22 protein-coding genes, 1 tRNA gene and 1 pseudogene are annotated in these 26,064 nt (G+C 33.5%); 14 read left to right on the top strand and 10 right to left on the bottom strand.

The window, feature by feature from the left end; all coding sequences use genetic code 11:
- Positions 1-6 precede the first annotated feature (6 nt).
- The 8 genes from AC4FQX_RS03000 to AC4FQX_RS02965 all read left to right on the top strand — a co-directional run bounded on the left by AC4FQX_RS03000 (position 7) and on the right by AC4FQX_RS02965 (position 7,558).
- The gene (locus tag AC4FQX_RS03000) at positions 7-3,156 is read left to right on the top strand and encodes an efflux RND transporter permease subunit (protein ID WP_491166179.1); all 3,150 of its coding nucleotides are present in this window, start codon (positions 7-9) and stop codon (positions 3,154-3,156) included.
- 4 nt (positions 3,157-3,160) lie between these two features.
- The gene (locus tag AC4FQX_RS02995) at positions 3,161-4,246 is read left to right on the top strand and encodes an efflux RND transporter periplasmic adaptor subunit (protein WP_491166178.1); all 1,086 of its coding nucleotides are present in this window, start codon (positions 3,161-3,163) and stop codon (positions 4,244-4,246) included.
- A gap of 5 nt (positions 4,247-4,251) precedes the next feature.
- Positions 4,252-4,689 carry a hypothetical protein gene (locus AC4FQX_RS02990; RefSeq protein ID WP_491166177.1) on the top strand — a complete coding sequence of 146 codons (438 nt, stop codon included), beginning with the start codon at positions 4,252-4,254 and terminating at the stop codon, positions 4,687-4,689.
- A 451-nt stretch (positions 4,690-5,140) separates the two neighbouring features.
- Positions 5,141-5,668 carry an isopentenyl-diphosphate Delta-isomerase gene (idi, locus tag AC4FQX_RS02985; protein ID WP_491166176.1) on the top strand — a complete coding sequence of 176 codons (528 nt, stop codon included), beginning with the start codon at positions 5,141-5,143 and terminating at the stop codon, positions 5,666-5,668.
- Complete coding sequence (locus tag AC4FQX_RS02980; RefSeq protein ID WP_491166175.1) at positions 5,665-6,072, top strand: 6-pyruvoyl trahydropterin synthase family protein; 408 nt, start codon at positions 5,665-5,667, stop codon at positions 6,070-6,072. Before idi ends, AC4FQX_RS02980 begins: the two co-directional genes overlap by 4 nt.
- A 40-nt stretch (positions 6,073-6,112) precedes the next feature.
- Entirely contained in the window at positions 6,113-7,084 is a 972-nt protein-coding gene (locus AC4FQX_RS02975; protein WP_491166174.1) for a type I phosphomannose isomerase catalytic subunit, read from the top strand.
- A 55-nt stretch (positions 7,085-7,139) separates the two neighbouring features.
- Positions 7,140-7,406, top strand: coding sequence for a hypothetical protein (locus AC4FQX_RS02970; protein ID WP_491166173.1), 267 nt, complete (start codon positions 7,140-7,142; stop codon positions 7,404-7,406).
- A gap of 78 nt (positions 7,407-7,484) precedes the next feature.
- A tRNA-Thr gene (locus AC4FQX_RS02965) sits at positions 7,485-7,558 on the top strand.
- Between the two features lie 225 nt (positions 7,559-7,783).
- On the opposite strand, the gene AC4FQX_RS02960 is transcribed toward AC4FQX_RS02965, so the two are convergent.
- Positions 7,784-8,131, bottom strand: coding sequence for a winged helix-turn-helix transcriptional regulator (locus tag AC4FQX_RS02960; RefSeq protein WP_491166172.1), 348 nt, complete (start codon positions 8,129-8,131; stop codon positions 7,784-7,786).
- Between the two features lie 162 nt (positions 8,132-8,293).
- Between AC4FQX_RS02960 and AC4FQX_RS02955 the strand changes: the two genes are divergently transcribed.
- Positions 8,294-8,965 carry an NAD(P)H-dependent oxidoreductase gene (locus AC4FQX_RS02955; RefSeq protein WP_491166171.1) on the top strand — a complete coding sequence of 224 codons (672 nt, stop codon included), beginning with the start codon at positions 8,294-8,296 and terminating at the stop codon, positions 8,963-8,965.
- A 125-nt stretch (positions 8,966-9,090) separates the two neighbouring features.
- Here AC4FQX_RS02955 and AC4FQX_RS02950 read toward each other — a convergent pair whose 3' ends face one another.
- The 7 genes from AC4FQX_RS02950 to AC4FQX_RS02920 form a co-directional block, all read right to left on the bottom strand.
- On the bottom strand, positions 9,091-9,813 hold the full coding sequence (locus AC4FQX_RS02950) for a DUF4369 domain-containing protein (RefSeq protein ID WP_491166170.1): 723 nt from the start codon (positions 9,811-9,813) through the stop codon (positions 9,091-9,093).
- A 242-nt stretch (positions 9,814-10,055) separates the two neighbouring features.
- On the bottom strand, positions 10,056-11,900 hold the full coding sequence (locus AC4FQX_RS02945) for a M61 family metallopeptidase (RefSeq protein WP_491166169.1): 1,845 nt from the start codon (positions 11,898-11,900) through the stop codon (positions 10,056-10,058).
- Positions 11,901-11,945: 45 nt separating this feature from the next.
- Entirely contained in the window at positions 11,946-14,564 is a 2,619-nt protein-coding gene (locus AC4FQX_RS02940; RefSeq protein WP_491166168.1) for a hypothetical protein, read from the bottom strand.
- A 181-nt stretch (positions 14,565-14,745) separates the two neighbouring features.
- A complete protein-coding gene (locus AC4FQX_RS02935) occupies positions 14,746-15,024 on the bottom strand; it encodes a DUF2805 domain-containing protein (protein WP_491166167.1) in 279 nt (92 codons plus the stop codon).
- A gap of 321 nt (positions 15,025-15,345) precedes the next feature.
- A complete protein-coding gene (gene aqpZ / locus AC4FQX_RS02930; RefSeq protein ID WP_491166166.1) occupies positions 15,346-16,050 on the bottom strand; it encodes an aquaporin Z in 705 nt (234 codons plus the stop codon).
- A gap of 26 nt (positions 16,051-16,076) precedes the next feature.
- Positions 16,077-16,301, bottom strand: a complete 225-nt coding sequence (locus AC4FQX_RS02925) for a DoxX-related protein (protein ID WP_491166165.1) — start codon at positions 16,299-16,301, stop codon at positions 16,077-16,079.
- A gap of 59 nt (positions 16,302-16,360) precedes the next feature.
- On the bottom strand, positions 16,361-17,272 hold the full coding sequence (locus AC4FQX_RS02920) for an EamA family transporter (RefSeq protein WP_491166164.1): 912 nt from the start codon (positions 17,270-17,272) through the stop codon (positions 16,361-16,363).
- 213 nt (positions 17,273-17,485) lie between these two features.
- On the opposite strand from AC4FQX_RS02920, the gene AC4FQX_RS02915 reads away from it, so the two are divergent.
- Entirely contained in the window at positions 17,486-18,217 is a 732-nt protein-coding gene (locus AC4FQX_RS02915; RefSeq protein ID WP_491166163.1) for a YoaK family protein, read from the top strand.
- Between the two features lie 147 nt (positions 18,218-18,364).
- On the opposite strand, the gene htpG is transcribed toward AC4FQX_RS02915, so the two are convergent.
- Positions 18,365-20,245 (bottom strand): molecular chaperone HtpG, encoded by a 1,881-nt coding sequence (gene htpG / locus AC4FQX_RS02910; protein WP_491166162.1) that lies wholly within the window; start codon positions 20,243-20,245, stop codon positions 18,365-18,367.
- Between the two features lie 198 nt (positions 20,246-20,443).
- Between htpG and AC4FQX_RS02905 the strand changes: the two genes are divergently transcribed.
- From AC4FQX_RS02905 to AC4FQX_RS02890, 4 genes and pseudogenes are all read left to right on the top strand, one after another.
- Positions 20,444-20,902, top strand: a complete 459-nt coding sequence (locus tag AC4FQX_RS02905; RefSeq protein WP_491166161.1) for a lipocalin family protein — start codon at positions 20,444-20,446, stop codon at positions 20,900-20,902.
- 20 nt (positions 20,903-20,922) lie between these two features.
- Positions 20,923-21,618, top strand: coding sequence for a YiaD family glycine zipper/OmpA-like lipoprotein (locus AC4FQX_RS02900; protein ID WP_491166160.1), 696 nt, complete (start codon positions 20,923-20,925; stop codon positions 21,616-21,618).
- Positions 21,619-21,815: 197 nt separating this feature from the next.
- Positions 21,816-22,223: pseudogene (locus AC4FQX_RS02895) on the top strand (AarF/UbiB family protein); the annotation flags it as partial.
- Positions 22,224-22,471: 248 nt separating this feature from the next.
- Complete coding sequence (locus AC4FQX_RS02890; protein ID WP_491166159.1) at positions 22,472-23,443, top strand: ABC transporter ATP-binding protein; 972 nt, start codon at positions 22,472-22,474, stop codon at positions 23,441-23,443.
- Positions 23,444-23,601: 158 nt separating this feature from the next.
- Here AC4FQX_RS02890 and AC4FQX_RS02885 read toward each other — a convergent pair whose 3' ends face one another.
- On the bottom strand, positions 23,602-26,019 hold the full coding sequence (locus AC4FQX_RS02885) for an alpha/beta hydrolase family protein (protein WP_491166158.1): 2,418 nt from the start codon (positions 26,017-26,019) through the stop codon (positions 23,602-23,604).
- Positions 26,020-26,064 lie beyond the last annotated feature (45 nt).

Genomic DNA, 26,064 nt, shown 5'->3' with positions numbered 1-26,064 from the left:
GAAATTATGAATTTAATACGTTTTGCCTTGCGCAGACCCATCTCAATCATGGTGATGGTGTTAGGGCTTTTATTCTTCGGGATTAAAGCTACTAAAGAAATAAAGGTGGATATTCTGCCTGATATGAATCTTCCGGTTGTTTATATAGCCCATTCTTTCAATGGTTATACACCACAACAGATGGAAGGTTATTTTACAAAGATGTATGTTAATATGATGCTGTTTACCAGTGGTATCGAAAGTATAGAGACAAAGAATACACAAGGTCTTACACTTATGAAAATTAATTTTTATGAAGGTACAGATATGGGGCAGGCTATTGCAGAGATCAATGCTTTATCAAATCGTTCGCAGGTATTTTTACCTCCTGGAGCGCCGCCTCCATTTATTATTCGATTTGATGCTTCCTCACAGCCTGTCGGACAGTTGGTTTTCAGGAGTCCTTCAAAAACGAATAATGAATTACAGGATATCGCTAATTTTACAGCTCGTCCATTTTTGATCAAGATACCCGGATTAACAACAGCGCCTCCTTTTGGAGGAAGTCCGAGAACGATAGAAATCAATATTGATCCGAATAAACTACGTGCGCATCAGTTAACGCCGGAGCAGATTGTAGAAGCGATCAGTCGTAATAATATTACTTCTCCATCGGGGAATATCTATGTAGATGATATTAATTATCTGACTCCTACTAATAATACACTTAAAAATGTAGCGGATTTTGGAGATATTCCCATTTTTAAAGGAACAGTTGATAATGTCTATATCCGTGATGTGGCAACAGTAAAAGACGGTGCGGATATCACAACAGGTTATGCTCTGATTAATGGTGTTCGTTCCGTATATATCAACATTGCAAAATCGGGAAATGCTTCAACTTGGGAAGTGGTAAAGAATCTAAAGAAAGCTATTCCGACTATTCAGAATAACTTACCGGAAGACGTTACTATTTCATATGAATTTGACCAGTCGGTATATGTAATCAATGCAGTGAAAAGTTTAGTGATAGAGGGGATTTTAGGAGCAATATTGACAGGATTGATGGTGTTGTTATTCCTTCGTGATAGAAGAGCTGCTTTAATTGTGGTATTGACTATTCCGATTTCGATTATTTCAGGGGTGTTATTCCTGAAATTATTTGGGCAGAGTATTAATATTATGTCTTTATCTGGTTTGGCATTAGCAATTGGTATTTTAGTAGACGAAAGTACCGTTACGATTGAGAATATTCATCAGCATCTGGCGATGGGCAAAACAAAAGCAAAAGCCATTTTTGATGCCTGTAAAGAAATTGCTTTCCCTAAACTGTTGATTCTGCTTTGTATTCTGGCGGTATTTGCACCTGCTTTTATGATGACAGGAATACCGGGGTCATTATTTATGCCTTTAGCTTTAGCAATTGGGTTTTCAATGGTATTTTCTTTTGTGTTGTCACAGACATTTGTTCCTGTAATGGCAAACTGGTTAATGAAAAGTAAGGTAGCAGATCACGAACAGAAACAGGATAAATTTGATACGTTTAAAGAGCGCTTTGTTCAGTTTTTACAGAATCTGATGCCAAAGCGAAAACTGATCCTGATTATAGGTTTTCTATTGGTTAGTATAAGTGTGTTTTTCCTGTTCAGAAGTATAGGGAAGGATGTTTTACCAACTGTGAATTCAAGTCAGTTTCAGGTACGTATCAAAGCACCTGAAGGAACCCGAATTGAAAAAACAGAACTGAAAATAAAACAGGTTCTGCGTGAACTGGAAACGGTTATTGGTAAAGAACATATTGCCATTTCTTCCGTTTTTATCGGACAGCATCCTTCCTCATTTGCAGTAAGCCCCATTTATCTTTATAATGCAGGTCCTCACGAAGCATTAATGCAGGTGGCTTTAAAAGATTTTAAAGGAAATACTAATGATCTGAAAGACAGGATCAGGGAGCACATGAAGGAAAAGATGCCGGAACTTCATTTCTCATTCGAACCGATCGAGCTGACAGAAAAGATTTTAAGTCAGGGAACCAATACACCTATCGAAGTTCGTTTCTCCGGAATGATGAAAAAGATGAACGTTATGTATGCCAATAAATTATTGGCAAAACTGAAAGAGATCGATTATCTGAGAGATCAGCAGATTCCGCAGTCATTAAACTATCCTGCTTTTGAGATTAATATTGACAGACTAAGAGCAGCACAATTGGGGATTGATGTACAGGATATTACACGTTCGCTAGTTCCTGTTACTGCTTCTTCCCGTTATACTAATAAAAATATGTGGGTAGGCGGAATGATGGGAATTGCTTATGATGTTCAGGTACAGACTCCTCAGAATATTCTGAATAGTAAAGAGGAACTTATGAATATTCCTTTAGGGAGAAATTCCGATCGTCCGGTTTTAGGAGATGTGGCAACGATTACACCAGCTAAAGTATTAGGAGAAAGCTATAATTTAGGAACAATGGCGTATACTCCTGTTACGGCAAATATCCATAAAGCAGATTTGGGAAGAGCTCAGAAAGATGTACAGGCAGCTATTGCTTCATTAGGAGAATTACCAAAAGGAGTAAATATTCAGGTTTCCGGAATGGTACCCGTTTTGGATGAAACGATGGATAGTTTAGGGATAGGATTATTAATTGCAATTGTAGTTGTCTTTTTGATGCTGACTGCAAATTTCCAGTCTTTTAAAGTGTCTTTTATTATTTTAACCACTGTTCCTTTTGTGGTTTTAGGTTCGTTGATATTGATGAAAATAACAGGTTCAACATTGAATCTGCAATCCTATATGGGAATTATTATGTCCATTGGAGTTTCGATAGCCAACGCTGTTTTGTTGATTAGCAATGCCGAAACACTACGTCTTCAGAGTGGAGACGCTCTAAAAGCAGCAGTTCAGGCAGCTTCCTTGCGTATTCGTCCTATTATTATGACCTCCCTGGCAATGATCGCAGGTATGTTGCCTATGGCAATCGGACATGGTGAAGGAGGTGACCAGATAGCGCCTTTAGGGAGAGCTGTAATTGGAGGATTAATTGCCTCTTCATTCAGTGTGCTGATACTATTGCCATTAGTTTTTGTGTGGATACAGAATAAAACATCAGTACAATCTCCTTCATTAGATCCAGAAGACGAAAACAGTATTCATTTTATAACATCAGAAAAATAAGATCATGAAAATAATCTATTATATTCTTATAGGAATTGCACTTGCATCCTGTAATTCAGAAAATAAAAAAACAGAAGAAATTACTGCTAAACCGATGATGATGCAGAGCTTCGAAACAGTAACTATTAAAAAGAGTAATCCTTTAGTACAATTGAAACTAGCAGGAGAGCTGGTTCCCGATCAGGAAGCGGCTATTTATGCAAAGGTCAACAGTTATGTTAAAAGACTACAGGTCGATATTGGATCAAAAGTAAGTACCGGACAGGTTTTAATGACTCTGGAAGCTCCTGAGATTCAGGCACAGTTAGCAGCAGCCAAGTCAAAATGGAAAGCTCAGGAGGCAATTTATATTGCAACAAAATCAAATTATGACCGTATGTTCAGAGCGAATGAAACAGAAGGAGCAATTGCTAAAGATGCTCTGGATCAGATCACAGCCAGAAAATTAGCAGATCAGGCACAATTAGATGCTGCAAAATCAGCCTATCAGGAAATACAGGTTATGGCAGATTATCTGGTAATTCGTGCCCCGTTTAGTGGTGTTGTGGCTGAAAGAAATGTAGATCAGGGTTCTTATGTGGGACCAATGGGGAAGGGGTCTGATAAGCCATTGTTAGTGATACAGGATACTAAAAAATTAAGAGTATCTCTTTCTGTTCCCGAAGCTAACACACCCTATCTGAGTTTAGGAGATTCTGTTTATTTCAGAGTGAATTCTCTTCCTCAGAAAAAATATGTTGCAAGAATTTCCCGTAAATCAGGTGTTTTGGATTTTAAACTGCGATCAGAACGTATTGAAGCTGATTTATTAGAAACCTATAAAGAACTAAAACCGTTAATGGTTGTTGAAGCAGTGTTGCCATTACAGGCAGAAGAAGCTACTTTTTTTATTCCGAAAACAGCTTTAGTAGAAAGTAATACAGGAATCTATGTTATTCGTGTTGAAGATGGAAAAACAAAGAATGTAATGGTCTCAAAAGGTCGTGTTTTACCGAATCAGTTTGAGGTTTTTGGAGAACTGAAAGAAGGAGATGCTGTTTTGCTTAAAGCAACAGAAGAAATTGAAGAAGGAACAATAATTAAAAAATAATAAAGATGAAAAATAATGTAAAATGTCTGATCGTTCTGTTTTCAGGACTGTTTATTACAAGTTGTAATTCGAAAGCCGAAAACCCTGTAATTTCTGTTGTTACTCCAACAGAAGTTACAGCACAAGTAAAAACGACTGAAAGTCAGTCCGGTTACAAAAAGGGAGACCAAATTCCGAATGAGTTGGTTTGTATGGTTAATGATGCCTATATGGGTAAGAAACAAATCGAAGTACCATTTGAAGGAAAAACCTATTATGGTTGTTGTAATATGTGTGTAGAGCGCATTCCGAATGATGCGTCCGTCCGTAGTGCTGTTGATCCTTTTACCGGAAAAAAAACAGACAAAGCAACGGCTTATATTGTTCTGTTAAGTGAACAGGGTAATGTTGCTTATTTTGAGAATAAAGAAAATTACGATAATTTTTCTAAAGAAAAGAAATAGAGACACTGCTTCTTTAGCCTGAATTATATATCCTAACAGTTTTTTTTAACCTGTTAGGTATTGTTTGCTAATTTGCCTTTAATAGTATTACTAAGTAAAAAAAGACCTGACCGATTTTTCAGAATTGGTTAGGGTTCTTTTTATGCTTTACAGTTACGCATCTGATGAAACAAGGATTGTTTTCCTGCAAGGTTTTCAAAACCTTGTAGGTATTTTTCATTACAGGAAATAAATAAATGCTATTATTCATAGTACGGTATAGAATTATAAAACCTACAAGGTTTTGAAAACCTTGCAGGAATAAATAGTACGGTTTGAAAAGACAGTTTCTCTTTTTTGTAAAACAGATAGTAACTACAAATAAGAAACTAGAATAAATTTATCTGTCCCAAAATCTATTTTTAGGATAACATTAGTCAATTTTGTACTTTTGACTGTTTATATTTATAGCATGAGAGAAGAAAAAGTAATATTAGTAAATGAAAAAGATGAGCCTGTCGGATTGATGGGGAAATTAGAGGCACACGAAAAAGCAGTATTACATCGAGCTTTTTCTGTTTTTATTTTAAATGATAAAAATGAGATCATGTTACAACAAAGAGCTTCTCAAAAATACCATTCTCCCTTACTCTGGACAAATACTTGTTGTAGTCATCAGAGAGAAGGAGAAACGAATATACAGGCAGCAGACAGAAGACTTTTTGAAGAAATGGGCTTTAATACTGAATTAAAAGAATTGTTTTCATTTATTTATAAAGCACCATTTGATAACGGACTGACAGAACATGAACTGGATCATGTCTTAATAGGTTTATATAATAAGGAACCGATCATTAATACAGAAGAAGTTAAAGCATGGAAGTGGATGGATATTGATTCTATTAAGGAAGATATGATTCAAAACCCAGATATTTATACGGTTTGGTTTAAAATAATATTTGATAAATTTTATCATCATTTAGAAGATCATAAAGTATGAGAGTAACCGTAAGCAGAAAAGCTCATTTTAATGCAGCACACCGTTTGTATAATAAAGACTGGACATTTGAAAAGAACAATGCTGTTTTTGGAAAATGTAATAATCCGAATTATCATGGGCATAATTATGAACTGATCATAAGCGTTACAGGTGCTGTTAATCCGGAAACAGGATATGTGATGGATATTAAAGATCTGAGAGATATTATTTTTGAAGAAGTAGAAGAACCTTTTGATCATAAAAATCTGAATCTTGATGTTCCTGAATTTCAGGATTTAAACCCTACAGCAGAAAATATTGCTGTCGTGATATGGAATAAAGTAAGAAAAAGAATAGAAATTTCTTTAGACTTAGAAGTGACATTATATGAAACTCCTCGTAACTTTGTAAGCTATAAAGGATAGGACAGGATATGGAAGAAGAAATAATTAGGTCAATATAAGTATGGGTTTTAAAATATACCCCTTAACATTCACTCCGATTTTAAAAGAGAAAATCTGGGGAGGACACAAACTGAAATCTCTTTTAAATAAGCCAATTGTATCCGATAGAACCGGAGAGAGTTGGGAGATTTCTACTATAGAAAACTATGTAAGTATAGTTAACAAAGGTGTTTACACAGAAAAGTCTTTAAAAGATTTAATAGACGCTTACCCCGAAGAGATTTTAGGTAAGTCTGTTTATAGAAGATTTGGAAAACAATTTCCTTTATTATTTAAATATATTGATGCTACAGAAGATTTGTCGATACAGGTTCACCCTAATGATGAACTGGCGAGAAAAAGACACCAGTCTTTCGGTAAAACAGAAATGTGGTATATTGTACAGGCAGATACAGATGCCCGGTTAATAATCGGTTTCAAAGAAGATTCAAATGCGGATAAATATCTTCAGAATTTATCAGATAAAACACTACCCGCTATTCTTAATGTAGAAACCGTTTCACAAGGAGATGCTTTTTTTCTGGAAACGGGTACAATACATGCTATTGGAGCAGGAGTAGTATTAGCGGAAATCCAGCAGACTTCAGATATAACCTATAGAATATATGATTGGGATAGGGTAGACGAGCAAGGAAATCTGAGAGAGCTACATGTTGACCTCGCTTTAGAGGCGATTAATTATAAAAAGATTAATACCAGAAAAGAATATAAAGATATTGAGAATAAACCCGGAGAGATTGTTAACTGTCCATTTTTTACAACCAATCATTTATCCTTAAAAGGAGTATTATCAGAAATAGAGAATGATAAGGATAGTTTTATAGTCTATATGTGTATTTCCGGTTCATTCAGTATTGTGTATGATTCAGTTCAGTATGACTATCATACAGGAGATACAATATTATTACCTGCCGATTTAAAAAGCTACACTTTACAAGGAATAGCTACACTTTTAGAAATTTTTATTTCATAGTCCTAATTACAAAGATTATACGTAATTTTGCGGGCGAATTAAAAAACAAATTAAAATGGCAAATGTAAAAAACTTAAAAAAAGATATTAACTATGTTTTGGGTGATATCATTGAAGCGATATATCTTTGGGAAATGACTAACACAGGTAAACCAACACCTGAATCAGATGCTTTAGTAGATGAGGTGATCACTTCTTTCGATGCTTTAATAACAAAAGTAAATGCTAAGAATATTGAAAATAAAAAAGCACATTTCAAACAAATCAATAATGAATTGGAACAAATTGCAAATCAATTAGTTGTAAAGATTAACGCTTTGTAGTCGAAAAAATCAATAAAAAAGTGCAGATATTTTTTGGAAAATCCAAATTCAGTAGTATATTTGCACCCGTATTGAGATGCCGATGTAGCTCAGTTGGCTAGAGCAGCTGATTTGTAATCAGCAGGTCGTGGGTTCGAGTCCCTCTATCGGCTCAAAAGAAAAAACCGCTAAACATTGTTTAGCGGTTTTTTTGTAGTTGATAGTTTTTAATTGATAGGATCAAGTCGAAAAGCTGGTGATAAAGAAGATAAAAAACAAAAGATTTATAGTTATCAGCAATGAACTATATTTCTTTGCTTAAAATAGAAGGTAAATGAAAAGTTGTATTAAAATTAGCATACCTTCACATTGAAAACCCCTTTCAAATAAGTAGTATCTTATTGCTTATAAAGTTTCTTGAATTTAGGAGTAAATTCAATTCCCCAATTATTAATATTATTAAGAATAGATAATACATTTTTGCCATCTTCTGTAAGAGAATATTCTGTTCTTAATGGAATTTCATCATAGGTGGTACGAATTACTATTTGATATAGTTCCAATTGCCTTAATTGGCTATGTAATACCCTTTTGGTTATATCCGGGATTGCATCTGTCATATCTTTAGGTCTTGTAATACCCCTGCTTATTTTCGTTAATATGTGGAATTTCCATTTAGATAATATAACTTCCATTGCTATACTAATTCCACAATTCATATCTAAAGGGATCTTACGTTTGTACATATAAGGATTATTAAAACTCAAAAATACAGATTACTAATAAGAAATAGAAATAAATATAGTGGTAAAATTATCACCTGAGGATAAAAAAATCCCTTATTGTGAAGAAGGTATAGTAAGCTTATTTTTGTACAGTAATAAATAAGTAATATTAATCCAAATTATATGAATGTATTAATCGTTTTAGCGCACCCCGAACCCAAAAGTTTTACTGGAGCAATGTACCGATTGACAATTGAGACATTAGCAAATATGGGGCATGAAGTCAAAGTTTCCGATTTGTATGGAATGAATTTTGATCCCGTTTCTGACAGGCGTAATTTTACAACAGTCAGAGATGCTTCTTTTCTGAAAACACAGTTAGAAGAAGTTTATGCATTGAAGCACGATGGTTTTGTTGAAGCACTTTCAGTAGAACAGGAAAAAGTGGAATGGTGTGATCTGATGATATGGCACTTTCCTTTGTGGTGGTTTACTGTACCAGCAATATTGAAAGGTTGGCAAGACCGTGTTTTTGCAATGGAGCGTTTTTACAAAGGCGATCTTATTTACGAAGACGGATTTATGAAAGGTAAGAAAGTTCTCCTGTCGATAACCACGGGAACAGAATTTGGAGCTTATCAATATGGAGGGGTACATAATGGTGACATGGAGAGTATATTAAGACCTATTCACAGAGGAATTTTTGAATTTCTTGGGTTTTCGGTATTAACGCCTCAGATTAGTTATGCTGTTGCACATATTACTGATGAAGAAAGAAAATTGAAACTAAAAAACTGGAAATCAAGGTTGGAACAAATCGAAAAAGAAGAATCTATTATTGTTGGGAAATATTAATAGCGCTATAATATATTTGATTGTACAGATTTTAATAATAAATCTGTCAACCTTAATTAGGCAACTTTACAACTGACAAGTTGTGTATCTGATATCGTAAATCTCTTGTTTCTTTCCTCTTGATTCTATTTTCTAAGCTCTTCTTCTTTTTTTCTTTCCGTAATAAAAGTGGTTAGTTTTTTACCGTATTTTGATGCTGCTACATTTGGAGACATAGATTTATTGATTGTGTCCAGATATTTGATATTAGCATTATAGATTTCTGTTAAGGCAATATAAGGTGCTACCTCATGATCTGCATTATTTAAGGCAAAATTAGCTGCATATCTGTATTTACGCAGGATTAGCTGATTGTATTTTTGTTCTATGCTATCAAGTGTAGTCTGATTATTGTTTTTTACAGCCTGAAAGTTTTTTTCAATTAAGGTAAGCTGTTCATCATTAAATTTACGGGTAATCTTTCTGTATTCATCATATAGTTCCTGATTTTTAGAACCTGTTATTTTACCCTGAGCCGTAAAATATTCCATATTAGTATCTATATTTATTTTTCCCGGTTCAGCAAAGAACATCAGATTGTTGTCCAGAGAGTTTGTTTCGCCTCTGTCCAGAAACAGATACAGCATTTCAGGAGATTCAATAGTAATATCACTTTCAAAATTAGATTTACCATCTATATGAATAGTGTCCATAGCAACCAGAGAAGAGTCTTTAATTCTCTGGATATATAAAGTCCCTTTTTTCAGTCCTTTTATATTTCCAGTGATATGAAGATTGTTTTCTTTTTTACTGTTAGTACATGCAGTTAAAATAAGAATAGTAAATAATACAGTTAAATTTTTTTTCATAAAGAGGCTTTATTTTTTGAGTTAGCTTCTACAAAATAATGCAAAATAAAGAAGTAATACTATTTTTATTTTTTATTTTAAATTAGATCTATATCAGGCAGAATATCATTAAAAAAGTCCTAATCTATATTCTAATAAATATAAATTAGGACTTTAATTATGTACTAAATTGTAAAGTGTTTTTTAATGTTCTATCTGTAAACATTTTCAAATCTTCAAATTACCTCAATCTTCAAATTATTTTATCCTCTCAACCAGGCTTCCCTAAGAGCTTTTTTATTGTCATCGGTAGCTTTAAGTGTTTCCGTTTCTTCCAGTGGCAGTTTTGTATTCCCTTTCAGAATAAGCTCTTTATTGTCACGTTTTACTGTTACAGTGATTGGTTCTCCTTCTTTGAAAGTTATACTTTTCATGATTAAATCATAAATATTATCAAGATTGTATTTTGTGTCATTAATAGAAACAATTACATCACCTCCTTTTATACCAAGACTGTTCATGAAATTATTTAATTCGATTCCTGGAATTATTATAATTTCTTTTGTTGCAGGATTAGCGGTAATATAAGGAGTACTTCCTTTCAGGAATACATTTCCCGGGACTTCAATAGTTTCCGGAGTAATTCCTACTTTAGCAAAATACTGATCGTAAGGAATTGGAGTTGTTCCGGCAACATATGCTTTTAAGAAAGTGCCTATTTCCGGATAGGTCAGATCTGTTATTTTTTTAAACAGTTCATCATCATTAAACGGTTTATTGCTGCCGTATTCTTTTGATAACTGCTGCATCAGATCTAGTATTCCTTTTTTTCCGTTGCTCAGCTCCCGGATTTCTATATCAATACACATAGCAATCAGAGCTCCTTTAGTATATACATTGAGGTAATTATCTTTATAAGGTTTTCTTAAAACATTTTTGCTCATTTCTGTAAAACTCATGGTGTCATCAAACTGAGCGGAAGCAGCTATTTTTTCAGCTATTTTTTTGTAGAATTCATCATCATTGATCAGTCCCTGATTTACCTGGAACAGATTCGCAAAGTATTCCGTTACACCTTCGTACATCCATAAATGTTCGGACATTTTTGGAGTATTAAAATTAAAATACTGTATTTCTTTTGAATGAATACTCAAAGGTGTTACAATATGAAAAAACTCATGAGAAACCACATCAATCATTTCTTTAACCAATTCGTCTTTAGGCATGGACTCCGGAAAAACAACAGTAGTGGAAGTATTGTGTTCTAAAGCCCCAAAACCTTTAGCGTCATCCTTATTCATATCAGAAAGATACAGAAGGATACTATATTTTTTAGTAGCATTAAAAGGTCCTAGAAATCTCTTTTGAGCAGACATCATTTTTTCCATATCTGCCGAAATACTTTCGGCAGTATATAGATTATTAGGTGAATATACACTGATCAGTATGTCCATTCCGTCAACTGTAAAGTTGGTGTGATTTGGTTTAGAATACATAATCGGATTATCGATCAGTTCAGCATATCTTTTGGTCACAAAAATATCTTTTGAATCACTCGGATCTTTGTCCTCCATGGAAGTAGCACCCCAGAGATCAGTTGGATGAGTGATGTTCACAGTATAGGGTATTTCTGCTTTATCTTTGAAATAACCGAAAAAACCATGTGTATTGATTAGGAAATTTTCACCTGCTGCAATATTGGTTCCTGCCGGAGAGAAAACAGTATGTGTATCTTCCACATCAAAGCTGTCATTTACATAATAGGTAATTTTTGCCAGTGCTTTTGCATTACTGATTACCCATGAGTTTTCATCCATTTTAGCAACTGATAACGAATTCCCTTTAGCATCATAAGCTTTAAATTTTTCTATGAACTGACCATAGTCGTCTTCTGAATAGGTTCCCGGAATAATTTTTGGAATAAAATAAGTTATTTTTTCAGTAGTGATGACCGGAGGAATTACGGTAACCATTAACTGGTCGTTTTCGACTTTATTCAGATCTAATGAAACCTGTACTCCTTCTAGTCGTTGAGCAGATTGTATAACCGTTGTTTTACAGCTCCATAGTAAAGAAACTAAGGCTAATGTGTAAATTGCTTTTTTCATTTGGCGATTTTTTTAATAAGTCTGTTTTTTTCTGATTTGTTACAATTAATAATAATAGACTGCTTCATAGCCATATAGATTATTAGGCGTCAGTGAAGAGGTGTTAAGCACTTCATTTAAAACATTTTTGTTCTTTCTGTTCTTTAAAATTGTTTCTTTTATCTCAAAATCAACTGTATCAGGAGTAATAATTCCCTGAATAACGTACTCTTTTTTCTTTTTTGTTATTTTATAATAATTTGCATCGCTGATGATGTAATAACCGGGATTTAACCATAATTCTCCATCTGTCAGTTTTCCATTCTGTACTTTAGCTTCATATAGTTTATTTCCTTTTTCGGAATAATGGATTACTTTTCCGTCTAAGATGTTTTGCGGATATTCTCCGGAGTTGATAATATTGAATCTGAATTTAACTTTTCCGTTTTCATAATAATGGGTAGTAACATAAATACTGTCTTTTTCGACAGTTTGCTTCATATTCAGTATATCATTTTTATAATTAACTACTTCTGTTATTTTTTTGTCCTTATAAGTGATCTTTGAAACATTATCATAATAATTGGATTCAATTTTTGTCCCGTGTAGTATCTCGTCATTACTATAGGTTAAAGAAGCTTCTTCATTTCCTTCAGCATCATAATAAATGGCTGTGCCGTTTATGGCATCATTCTGATAAGGTATTCTTTGTTTTAAAACAGAATTGTTATAAATTTCAGTATCACCCTGTTTTTCTCCCAGAATATAATTTTCTTTTCGTAGTGAGCCATCATAAAAAGCATAATAGAGTTGCAATCCGTCTTTAAATCCTTGTTTATAATTTTCAACTATTCGTTCTGTAGGAAACCCTCCGGTCATAATAACTGTTCCTTCATACGGATTTCCATCTTGATACTTTGTTATATAGATTGTATCACCGTCATAAAAAGTTCCCTGTTTAGAATAATCGATTTCTCTTTGTAGTTTATAGCTATATTTAGTTTGGTCTTTATTTAACTCTTTCTCATATGTTTTTTCATAAACGAGAGTTCCTTTTTTATAGGTTTTAATAGAAGGTAATAATTCTGTGTCTTCGGAGATGTCATAATAATGAGCATCATCAAAATACGTATATTTAGTACCATCCTGCTCTGTAAAATTATAAGTTGAAAGAACATTTCCTTTCGTATCATAATAGGTTCCGACAGAAGGAGAGTAGTATTTGTGCTCTATTTCAGATTGTTTATTTCCGTTTTTGAAATAACTGGTTTTTGTAGCTATATTTCCGTCAGTATCGTATTTTATTGCCTGCAAAGGAATCAGCTGGTCTTTATTCTTTTTATTATAGCTGATTTGTTCTGTTAGTTCTCCGTTTTTGTATATGTAACTGTCAGAGATTTCATCATCATATAATTCATATACTGTTCCGTTATACGGTTGATTAGCTAAGTAGTCATATTTATCATTCAGTGTTACAATACTTAAAGTCTTCCCTTTTTTGTCATAAAATATAATACTGTTATTTTCTCGTTTTTGAAATACGGTTCCGTTTTTATAAAGTACTGTTTCACAGATTATGCTTCCATTTAGATAAGTTATAATAATGTTGTCAGAAGAAATAGAAGTTCCTGTTAAAGGACTTCCTGTTTCTGAATAAGTCAGTGTACTGGTAATAGTACCTTTAGAATTATAGTTTTCTTCCAGAATCGGATTGCCGGATTCATTGTAAGTTGTTACTTTTTTAAGAATACCATTGTCATCAAAAAAAGTTGATTTTAAAGTTTTTCCGTCTTTATATTCAGTAGTACTGAGGATCAGATCTTCTTTTCCTTCTTCATAATTAAAAATTATTTCTGTTCCGTTTCTGGATGAAAAGTATTTATCATCATCTGCTGTGTTTATTGTAAACTGTCCTATTTTTTCTCCTGAAATGTTATAGTATGTTGTTACGGTTTCTTTATCTTTCTCTATTTCTTCTGCTTTTAATTTGCCGTTTTTATAGTAGATTATTGTTTTTACCGGGCTATTGTTTTCGTAGGTAACTGTTGAGTAGATTCTGAAAGGACTAAAGTAATAGTTTACTAAAGTACCTTCTTTTACAGTACAACAGTCATTATAAACTGCTTCACCTATTTTTTCTCCTTTTTCATTATAGGAGATCTGTTTTGAAAGGGTATTATTTTCATAGATTATTTCATATCTGAATTTTGAGTTTTCTGCACTGTAGATATTTTGTGACAGATAAGCTCCTTCATCTGCTTTTGTAATAGAAATAGTTCCGTTATCTTCATTAGCATGTGTACCATTATATAAATAATTATCCTTAAAGGTAGATTTATAGACTTCGCCATTTTTCAGATAGGAGATTAGTTCACCATTCAGTATACCGTTAGTATATTCTGCTGTCTGAGTAAGTGAGCCATCTTCGTTGTACCAGGTAAATAAACCATCGAACAAATCCTGTTCTTTTGAGGTTGAGAATCCTTCTGCCTGTTTTTTTCCGGACAGATAATAATCGGTAATCCAAAAACCATTATCTTTTGGTTTTGGATCCGGTCGATAGAAAGAAGCTTCTTTTTTAGAAGTTTTCTCCCAGTTATTATTGTACCAGATAGTATCTTTTTGTGCCTGACTAAGGTGTGAAGTAAATAAGGTTATAACTAATAGAAATAGATTTTTTTTCATGAATTAATTTATTTTTTATTTGGTAATGAAATAACATAAGGAAAGAGGGGTTTTTCCCTTATACATAAAGATCAGAATAGGGGGTAGTTGATCCGGTTAAAGATAAGGTATAAAAGAATTTTGTACAATAAGAGAGGTGTTAAATATAAAAAAACTCCCGATTTTCGGGAGTTTTGTAAAGTTAATCTAGTTTGTTTTTAATATAATACTTTCCTTCTAGTTCGTCGTCAAAGTCATCTACAGAAAGAGGTTTTGGCTTCGGTTTTTTAGCAGTAGTTTTCTTTTTCCACAATTCAAATTCGTCTGTGGATAATCTCTTTTTCATGATTTCAGTTACCTCTTTTTCGGCTAAACCGAACTCATTCTTAATTGCTTCAAAAGGTTTCTTTTCTTCTAAAGCTACAGTGACAATTCTCTCTAAGTTTTCACTGTCTAGTTCTAAGCGTTTACTTTTTTTCATTACATGAAAATTAATCCGGATAAATGTATTTATTTTTAATGGTTATCCAATATTAGTAAAAAAAAGAATCACTTTCAATAGTTTTGAAGAAAAATTACCGCATACTTAATGAATTCATGGAATTGTGATTTATTAGTATATTATTCTGTTTATTACTAAAAATCAGTGTAATTTTAGAGTAAAAAAAAGAATAAATTTTATTATATTTAGATTAATAAAATTTCAGAAAGCGAATAAGAATCATTAGAGTTTATGATAATTAAAAAAGGGAGGAAAAGAATAATTATTTTTTTCCTCCCTTTAAAAGTTAGAAACAGAAAATTAATTTTCTGCTTTCTGTAACAGTGTTTTATAGATAAATCCGGCTACAATAGCGCCTAAAATAGGAGCAGCCCAGAATAACCATAATTGTGATAAAGGTTCTCCTCCTACAAAGAGAGCCTGCGAGGTAGAACGGGCAGGATTCACAGAAGTATTCGTGATCGGGATACTGATTAGATGAATAAGAGTTAGTCCTAAACCAATCGCAACTCCGGCAAATTTTCCATTAGCGAATTTATCTGTTGCTCCTAAAATGATTAGTAAGAAGAACAAAGTAAGAACAAATTCAGCAATAAAAGCAGCACCCATTGAGTAACCTTCCGGAGAGAAAGCCCCATAACCATTAGAAGCAAAAGCTCCAGCTTTCGTATTGTCAATTACAAACCCTTCTTTTCCTGAAGCGATACAATATAATACAGCAGCTGCGGCAAGACCGCCCACTACTTGTGCAACAATGTAAGGAAGCAAGTCTTTAGCAGGGAATCTTCCCCCTGCCCATAAACCAAAAGATACAGCAGGATTGAAATGTCCTCCGGAAATGTGACCAACAGCATATGCCATTGTTAGAACGGTAAGACCAAAAGCCAGGGCAACCCCTGCAAATCCAATTCCTAAGTTAGGAATGCCTGCTGCAAATATTGCACTACCACAACCTCCGAAGACAAGCCAGAAGGTTCCAAAAAATTCAGCAAAAAGTTTTTTCATAATGATGAGGGTTTAATTAATAAATACTATAGAATTAGAGTTAAATAAAAAAAGTGTATTGGTAAAGCCCAATACACTAATAATCGTTGTACTACTAAACGTTGCAAAAACACCCATTCAGAGAGTCCTAAATTTACTTTTTTGTGAATATACATTTTCAGATTTGCCGGAAAAAAAGCTATTAACAGAAAGATGATGCCCCATACAGCATAGCTGGTTACAATTAGGTACAGATGCCGGGGTAATTCCATAAACACTGATTTTTGTATCAAAATACGTTACAGCGAATATACGAATTCTTAATATATCATCAGTTGATTTTCTTTTTAACATTAATATTCATTATTACAATTGCTGTAATAATTAATACGACACCAAACCACTGAATTCCTTTTACCTCTTCGCTTAATAAAATATGCGCCATCATTACTGAAACGGGAATCTCTATGGAAGTAACAATACTTCCCAGTCCGATTCCTGTAATTGGAAATCCTGCATTTAATAATATAGGAGGAATAATAGTTCCAAAGAGTGAAAGGACAATTCCCCATTTAATAAAGATATCTGTATTGAATGTTCCGGTGTAACTGGCTATAGCAAAAGAAAATACAATTACAGCACCACCCAATAACATATACAGACTGCGTTGAGGTGTTGATAGTTCAGTTGCTACTTTGTTAGAAGTAAACATAGTTACTGTATAAGAACAAGCAGCACAAAGGCCCCAGAATATCCCGGTCATAAAACCTTCTTTACCAAAGTCAATGCTTTTACCAAAAAGGTTCAGTGCTAAAGCTGTGCCTGTAAGAACAATAACAGTAGCTATTATTTTTCGTTGTGAAGGGACTTTTTTGGTTAAGATCATTTCCAGAACAACTCCCATCCAGATAGTCTGCATTAGCAGAACGATTCCCATTGAAACAGGAATGTATTTGACAGCCAGATAATAAAATAAACTGGTTCCTCCCAGAGACGTTCCGGCAAGCATAAGCTGCCCGATATTTTTTGAAGTAGCTTTACGTACAGGTTCTTCTTTTCGGATTCTTTTATAAGCATTAATGATAAGTAATCCCGTTATACCTAATACGAATTGAGCAACCGTTACTTCAGCAGTGGTAAATCCCTCGTCATAAGCCATTTTTACAAAAGTAGCCAGCATTCCATAACTGGAAGCACCTAACCCCACTAATAAAACTCCCTTGAATATTTTATTTCCAAACATTTTATTTCTATTTTTAAAAGCTTGCAAAGGTAGGAATCATAATTGATTTGAATGATTAAAAGAGTTATTATATTAAAGGATGAGATTGTTTAGAAGGTTTGTAGTTGTAGAAATGAGGAAAAAGAAGTTCAGAAAAAGAAATGGAATCGGTTAGAAATCAATTTATTTCTTTTCAAGTAGTATCTTTGTACTGAAATTAATAGAGATCAAAAAATGCTTAGCTCAAAAGGTATAGACCGGACATTTAAACATAATTTATTACTTGCTGTGTTTTTTGCTTTTGTAGCAGGGATCATTAATGTTTTCGGTTTGGTAAAACTAGGGACCTTTACGACTAATATTACAGGACATATCGGAGAGTTGGCAATTGCAATTGAAGATAATTCTTCTTTGCCAGATCTGATGAAAATAGTAGGATGGGTAGTTTCCTTTGCTTTTGGTTCCTTTATAGCTTCTTTATGCACCAATTATTTTGATGGAAAGAAGATTAGATTCTCCTATATAGTACCGATAGTTTTAGAGATCATTTTATTACTGATGTCGATTTATTTACATGGATCAAAAGAAGATAGAGGAGAAGCATTAGAGTTGGAAATATTATTATTGTTTATTGCAATGGGTCTTCAGAATGGTATTGTTTCTATGGTAAGCGGTAATGTGGTCAGAACAACGCATCTAACGGGAATGGTAACTGATTTTGGTATTGGTCTGGGAGAACTGGTTATGAAAAAAGGGGAACAAAAACTAAAAATAAGAAAGATTCAGCTTACCTTATCCATTATAATATCTTTCGCAGCAGGCGGATTAATAAGTGCTTTTCTGATCTTTTATTTCCATCAGCAGGTACTCTGGATTCCTGTTGTATTACTTTCAGTATTATTGTTTTATGATTATAATATTTTAAGTAGAAGTATTACTATTATTAGGGAGAAACTACAGGTTTAATTTAGGGTTCTTTTCTTAATCAGTCCAGAATATGATTGTTTTTTACACACTGTCTTTTTAGTAAATATATTTTGTTTTGAAAATAGAACGCCCTGTTATATGATAATGTAACAGGGCGTTTTGAATAGTTATTTTATTGTACAAAACTTATTTGATCAGCTCAAAGTTTCTTTTTACAAACATAGTTAACTCTTCTCCTTTTAATAAATTCTGAGATAATTTAGCCAGGTCAAGAGCTTGTTTTACAAGGTGCTCCTGTTGTGCTTTATCCGAAGTATTCAGTATATGACCTGCTAATTCAGAATTGGTATTCACTACAAGGTTATACATTTCCGGCATATTGCCCATACCAAACATTCCGCCGCCACCGGACTGACTCATTTCTTTCATTCTGCGTAGAAATTCCGGTTGCGTAATTATGAAAGGAGAAGCTTGGCTGTCCATAGCTTCCAGTTGCACACTGTAAGTCGTTTTAGGGACAATTTCTTCCAGAACAGTTTTAAGATTCTCTTTTTCTTCATCTGATAATTTAGAAATAGTTTCCTCTTCTTTTTTGATCAGGTTGTTGATGTGATCTGAGTCTACACGTACAAAAGTGACGTTTTCATTATCGGCTTCTAATTTTTGAATTAAATGAGAGATAATAGGAGAATCCAGTAACAGTACCTCATAGTTTTTCTCTTTGGCAGCAGCGATATAACTGTGTTGTGTCTCTTTATTAGAAGCATATAAGACAACTAATTTACCATCTTTGTCGGTCTGGTTCTCTTTAAGGTTCTCTTTTAACTCATCAAGAGTATAATATTTATCATCTACCGTAGGATATAATACAAAAGCACCTGCTTTTTCATAGAACTTAGGTTCAGAAAGCATTCCGTATTCAATAACAATCTTGATGTCATTCCATTTTTGTTCAAAATCAGCACGGCTTTCTGTAAATAGTGATTTTAATTTATCTGCTACTTTACGGGTAATGTAGTTTGATATTTTCTTTACAGCTCCATCAGCTTGAAGATAAGAACGGGAAACATTCAGAGGAATATCCGGAGAATCAATAACTCCTTTTAACATGGTCAGGAATTCAGGTACAATTCCTTCCACATTATCCGTTACAAATACCTGATTCTGGTATAATTGGATTTTATCTTTTTGAATTTGCAGATCCGATGTCATCTTAGGGAAATACAGAATACCTGTCAGATTAAAAGGATAATCAACATTTAAATGGATATTGAATAGAGGTTCCTCAAACTGCATAGGGTACAGTTCACGATAGAAATCTTTATAGTCTTTATCTGTTAGATCAGAAGGTTGTTTTGTCCAGGCAGGACTTGGATTATTGATAATATTATCTATTTCAATAGTTTCCTCTTTAGCATCATCACCTTCACCTGTTTTTATCGTTTCTTTTTTTGTTCCGAATTTGATCGGGACAGGCATGAACTTATTGTATTTATTCAGTAATTCAGAGATTTTATAATCCTCAAGGAATTCCAGAGAATCTTCCGCTATATGCAGTATGATCTCCGTTCCGCGAGTTGTTTTATCTGCTACTGTAAGAGCAAATTCAGGACTTCCGTCACAAATCCAGTGAGCAGCAGGCTCTTCCTTATATGATTTTGTGATAATCTCCACTTTTTCCGCAACCATAAAAGCAGAATAAAAACCTAAGCCGAAATGTCCTATAATCCCTGAATCTTTGGCAGAGTCTTTATACTTGTCCAGAAACTCTTCTGCTCCTGAAAATGCAACCTGATTAATGTATTTTTCTACTTCATCAGCGGTCATTCCCAGTCCCTGATCTATAATATGAAGCTTTTTCCCTTCTTTGTCGATTTTAACTTCGATGATCGGATTACCATATTCAACATTCGTTTCACCAATGCTGGTCAGGTGTTTTAGTTTTAAAGTTGCGTCAGTTGCATTAGAAACCAGTTCACGTAAAAAGATTTCATGATCACTGTATAAAAATTTTTTGATTAATGGGAAGATGTTCTCTACCGAAACATTAATTTTTCCTTTTGTCATATGTTGTTGATTTTATAAGTTTTATAATTATGATAATAACTCTTTTTCAAATAGAATACCAATTGAATCTTAAATGACAAATTGACATTATAAAAAAAAGTTTAGGTAGAAGAATGTTAATATGAGATTATTTGTGTAATTTTAGTACGATAATTCAGCGATTAACGTTTAACGTTGTTTAACTTTAATAAAATTAATATGAAAAAGTTTTTATTTTTAAGCGCAGTGATCCTAACATTGGGTGCTTGCAAATCAACAATAGACACTAAATCTCAGGTGGCTATAAAAGGGAATTGGGTTATTACTAGTGTAACCTATCCGGGTTCTGAGTATATCAAAGTAAATTCATTTCAAATTGCTGATTCTAAATGTTTTGAAGGAAGTACTTGGAAGTTTATCTCAAATAACAACAAAGGAAACATGAGTTTAACTCAGGGAGGATGTCCTGCTTTCAGCTCGCCTTTTGTATGGAGCATTGATAAACAAGGGCAGTTTGGCTTGAAAATTGTTGAAGCTGGAGAAAAAGCCAAAAGAATTCAACAAGGTTATTTTTTAAGAGTAGCAAATCAATATGAAAATTCATTTCAGCTGATAGATAAAGTAAATGTTGGCGGAAAACTAACAGATGTTGTATATCAGTTTGAAAAACTAAACTAAACCCTAATTAAAAAAAGAAAATGAAAAAATCAATTATCTATTCATTAGTCGGAACTTTTGTTCTGGGAATGATGTTAACAAGTTGTGAGTCTATAAAAAACACGAATAACACTCAAAAAGGAGCTGGTATTGGTGTTGCAGCAGGTGCTCTTATTGGTGGTATCTTAGGTAATAACCTGGGTAAAGGAGGAAACGGTGCTTTAGGAGCAATTATAGGTGGAGCAATTGGTGGTACGACCGGAGGTCTTATTGGTAACAAAATGGACAAACAGGCACGTGAGATTAGTGAAGCTGTACCGGGAGCAGAAGTAGAAAGAGTAGGTGAAGGAATTAAATTGGTTTTAAATGAAAACGCAATCCGTTTTGATACCAGTAAATCTACATTGACCCCGACAGCAAAACAAAATTTAGATAAACTGGTTGCTGTATTTAACGAATATCCGGATACTAATATTCAGATCTACGGTTATACAGATAATACAGGTAGAGCAGAATACAATAAAACATTATCCGGTCAAAGAGCAGAATCTGTAAAAACGTATTTAAGTGGTAAAGGAATTAAATCAGGAAGATTTAATATTACAGGTATGGGTATTGAAGATCCTATCGCAACAAATGATACACCAGAAGGAAGAGCTAAAAACCGTCGTGTAGAATTTGCTATTACTGCAAATGAAAAAATGGTTCAGGATGCTGAAAGAGAAGCTAAAAAATAATCTTTAGTGAATTAAAAAAATTAAAGAGGCTGTCTACATTGTAGACAACCTCTTTTTTATATATGGTTACCTAAAAGGAATAGTAATAATGTCAAATGAAAGAAGAAGCCTTTTCAGATAGCTTCTTTTTTTGTTTTAAGGATTTAGAAAAACATTCTGTTTATTAGGTATAGTTACATTGTTTAATCATTTCGTATCTTTATGATGCACTGAAAAATTTAAAAGGGAGTGTTTTTAAAAGTGGCACAGATGTTGAGTATAGAAAAGAATATTATACTGAAAGTTTATACAGATAAATTTTTTCTGGCACAATTTTCAGTACCGTCATTGTCGGAAACATTAGTTAGAAAAACGTTCAAGAAATATTTTAGAGAATATCCTGAGATTATATACGATTCTTTCACTCCCGATTCAATGAATGTTGCGAGCATCGGACAGGTGCACAAAGCGATCAAGGATGGGAAAAACTTGCTGTGAAAATCCAATGCCTGGGAGTGATAGAAAGTATAAGTTCAGATCTGGCAAAGGTAAAGCCCTTTGCAATAAAGATATTTAGTTTTCAGGAAAGAGGATTTTACAAAAGATACTCAGTTAAGAAAAATAAATAGTAATCGTAGATCCAAACATTTTTTATACATTAATAGAGCCTTTTTTATCTGTACCGTTTATTATATGCTTTAAAAGCATAAGTAAAAACGTAGCATTTCAGAAAATATATACAATAAATTTTATAATTAAATAGTTTGTTTATTGGTTAGGTTGGTAAGAGTGTATTTCCTTTACAGGAAGTGCGCTCTTATTGTTTATAAAGAGATTATATTTGTAAAAAAGTTTATACTCATAAAGCTACAAGATGTTAAAAGTTAAAAATATATCATTTGCATACGAAGAAGAAACAGTTATAGATAACATTGATTTTAGGATTGAAAAAGGTCAGAATATATCTGTTATAGGAGAAAGTGGTTGTGGAAAGAGTACTTTACTGAAACTTATTTATGGTTTATATGATCTGGATGAAGGAACAGTTTCCTGGGATCAGTTTCCGGTTCTTGGTCCTAAATTCAATTTAGTTCCCGGTCCTGATTTTATGAAATATCTGGCACAGGATTTCGATCTGATGCCCTATATCACTGTAGAAGAAAATGTAGGAAAGTTTCTTTCTAATGTTGATCCAGGTAAAAAAGCAGAAAGAGTACACGAACTACTAGCAATGGTAGAAATGACCCAATATGCAAAAGTGAAAGCAAAATATCTTAGCGGAGGACAGCAGCAACGTATAGCTTTAGCAAGAGTACTGGCGGATGAGCCAGAAGTATTGCTTTTAGACGAACCTTTCAGTCAGATCGATAGTTTTCGTAAAAATGCATTGCGCAGAAATCTTTTTGCGTATTTAAAGAAAAAAGGAGTTACCTGTATTATTGCTACACATGATAGCGTTGATGCTCTCTCTTATGCAGATCGTACTATAGTGATGCAGAATGGAAAAATTTTATGTGAAGAAAATTCGGTTGAATTATATCAGAATCCGAAGACAAGATATGTAGCTTCTCTGTTTGGTGAGGTAAATGAGGTTCCTGTAAACGTTCTGATGTCTTATGATGATCCGGAAAAAACAATTTTACTTTATACACACGAACTGTATTTAGCAGAAAAATCCGGTTTAGAAGTAATTGTTAAGCAAGCTTATTTTAGAGGAGATCATTATCTGATCAAAGCAGCTTATCAGAGAAAAGCCATTTTCTTTGACTGTTCTTTTCCAATTCCGGAAAATGAAACAATATTCTTAGAAGCAGATGAGGAACTTATTTTAAGCAGAATCCAATAAAAAAACAGAATAAAGTATACACAAAAGTGGTATGCCTTGTTCTGTTTTTATGCTTTGTTTCTTAAATTGAAGATATTTCAATATTTTATTATAAGACAAAAAAAGATTATTTTTATTGAAAATAAAATCAAATATAAAAAGCTTCGTTCTGAAAATTATTATTTTTTGTTCTTAACGTATTGTTCCAGCCACTGATCTTGTTCCCATAGCAAGTGCATTACAGATTCAATAGCAGCATAACCATGACTTTCTTTTGGAAGAATCACTAACCGCGTTGGTGCTCCAAAGCCTTTTAGAGCATTAAAATAACGCTCACTCTGCATTGGATAGGTACCGGAATTATTGTCCATCTCTCCATGAATCAGCAATAAAGGAGTTTTCATATTTTCAACATGCATAAAAGGAGACATTGTATTATAAACTTCTGGCGCTTCCCAGTAATTTCTTTCCTCACTCTGAAAACCAAAAGGCGTTAAAGTTCTGTTGTAAGCACCACTTCTTGCAATTCCGGCAGCAAACAGATTGGAATGAGTTAACAGATTAGCAGTCATAAAAGCTCCATAAGAATGCCCTCCTACAGCAACTCGTTTTCGGTCAATATAACCCAAAGCATCTACAGCATCAATAGCCGCTTTTGCATCTGCAATCAGTTGTTCTATAAAAGTATCATTAGGTTCATCTTTGCCTTCACCTACGATCGGGAAAGAAGCATTATCCAGTACAATATAACCTCTGGTTACCCAATATACAGGAGATCCGTAGTACGGAAAAGTAAACTGGTTTGGATTAGAAGTATTCTGACCTGCACTGTTCTTGTCTTTGAATTCAGCTGGATAAGCCCACATAATCATCGGCATTTTTTCTTTCTTTTTTATATCATATCCTGTAGGGAGATATAAAGTGCCACTCAGTTCTAGTCCGTCCGCTCTTTTATATTGTATTACTTCCTTATGAACATTCTCTATTTTTTTAAAGGGGTTTTCAAAAAAAGTAATAGCAACAGGAGCCATTCTTTTTTTGATATTTTTGATATAGTAATTAGGATATTCATTTTTAGATTCAAGACTTACCAGAATTTCTCCTTTTCCGATGTTTGTGATAGAGCGAATACTTTCTTTTTTATCTGTTAAAGTAGACTGATAGATACGTTCTTTTTTCTTTGTTTTTAGGTTGAACTGATCAATAAAAGGAAACTGACCTTTATCAGTAAAACCTTCCCCTATCAGGAAAGCATTATTTCCTTCAAGATTCAGGACATAACGTCCCCATTGGTTTTTTATCAGATCAAATTTTCCCGGATCACTATAAATGTCCTGATAGTTTCTGTCAAAAATAACTTCGGGAGTATAGGAAGCGTCAGAAGGATTGAAAAGATATGTTTTTGTATTTCTCGTATTCCACCATTTGTCACTTACCAGAGCAATCTTGTCTGTTCCCCAGGTAATTCCCGCATAACGATTAATGGTTTTAACCAGATTTTTTGGAGTACCATTAAAAGGAGCCTCCAACGCAAATACAGCATCACGATAAGTAACTTCCACAGCTGGATCTCCGCCATCCAGTGCCTCTGCCCAGACTAATGTTGCAGGCTGATCAGCTCTCCATGAAATATTTCTTTTTCCTTTTTCAGTAGCCATAAATCCTTTCGGCATATTTTCAATTAGAGGCTTTTCATTAAGTATTTTTACCAGTTTTCCATTTAGATCATATAAGATCATTTTAGTAGGGAAACGATAAAGAGGAACAATATAAGAAAAAGGTCTGTGTAAAGTTTCGATCATAATATATTTTCCATCAGGAGAGAAACTTTCATTGCTGTACATCGCTTTTTCTTTCCATAGTACAGCTTTTCCTTCAAGAGAAACTTTAAATAGCTCAGAAGTCGTTAAAACTTCAAAGTTCGTTTCATCATTTTTGTTTTTAAGCAAATCCTGATAGGTTCTGTTCTGTGCTTTTGTTCCGTCGCTTACTGTTACAATAGGACCGGTAGGTATTATTTCTGTTGTATTGATTATGGTACCTCTTTGAGAAGGAAGCATTCTGATAAGAAGAGACTGGTTGTCAATGAACCAGTTTATAGGATTTCCCATATTAGCATTAACCGTTGCGTCTGTTATTTTCTTTGCAGAACCGGAAGCAATAGTAATGATCCATACCTCAACACCGATTTCTGTAGTGTTAGTAAATGCAATCTTGGTCTCATCCGGTGACCATAAAAAATTAGCTAGTTTAGCCTGATCAGGAAGACCGGATATTTTTTTAGCTTCTTTTTCTTTTGTTTTTTTGTATTCAATATTGTTCACATAACGAACCGTACTGGAAATATTTGTTTTTGGATTGATACGCAATCCTCCAAGCTTCATTTCTGTTTCGGACAGTTCTGCTAGTGTTCTGTACATATTACTGTATAGCAAAAGCATATTCTCATTTTTACTGTCTATAATAACAGAAGGAGCTCTTTTAACATCAACCAGTTCAAGAATTTCAGAAGGAGGTTTCTGGTAGGTTACATTTTCCTGGGCAAATGTGATTCCTCCGATAAGCAGAAGAAAACAGGATTTAAAAAAGATTTTCATTTTTACAAGTTTAGTAATTGGATTAGAATTAAGTATTTGCTTTTT

It is taken from the genome of Flavobacterium sp. AK-301 (assembly GCF_058310215.1).
The sequence above is the reverse complement of the archived record's forward strand: the minus strand, read 5'-3'. Positions and strand labels throughout refer to the sequence as shown.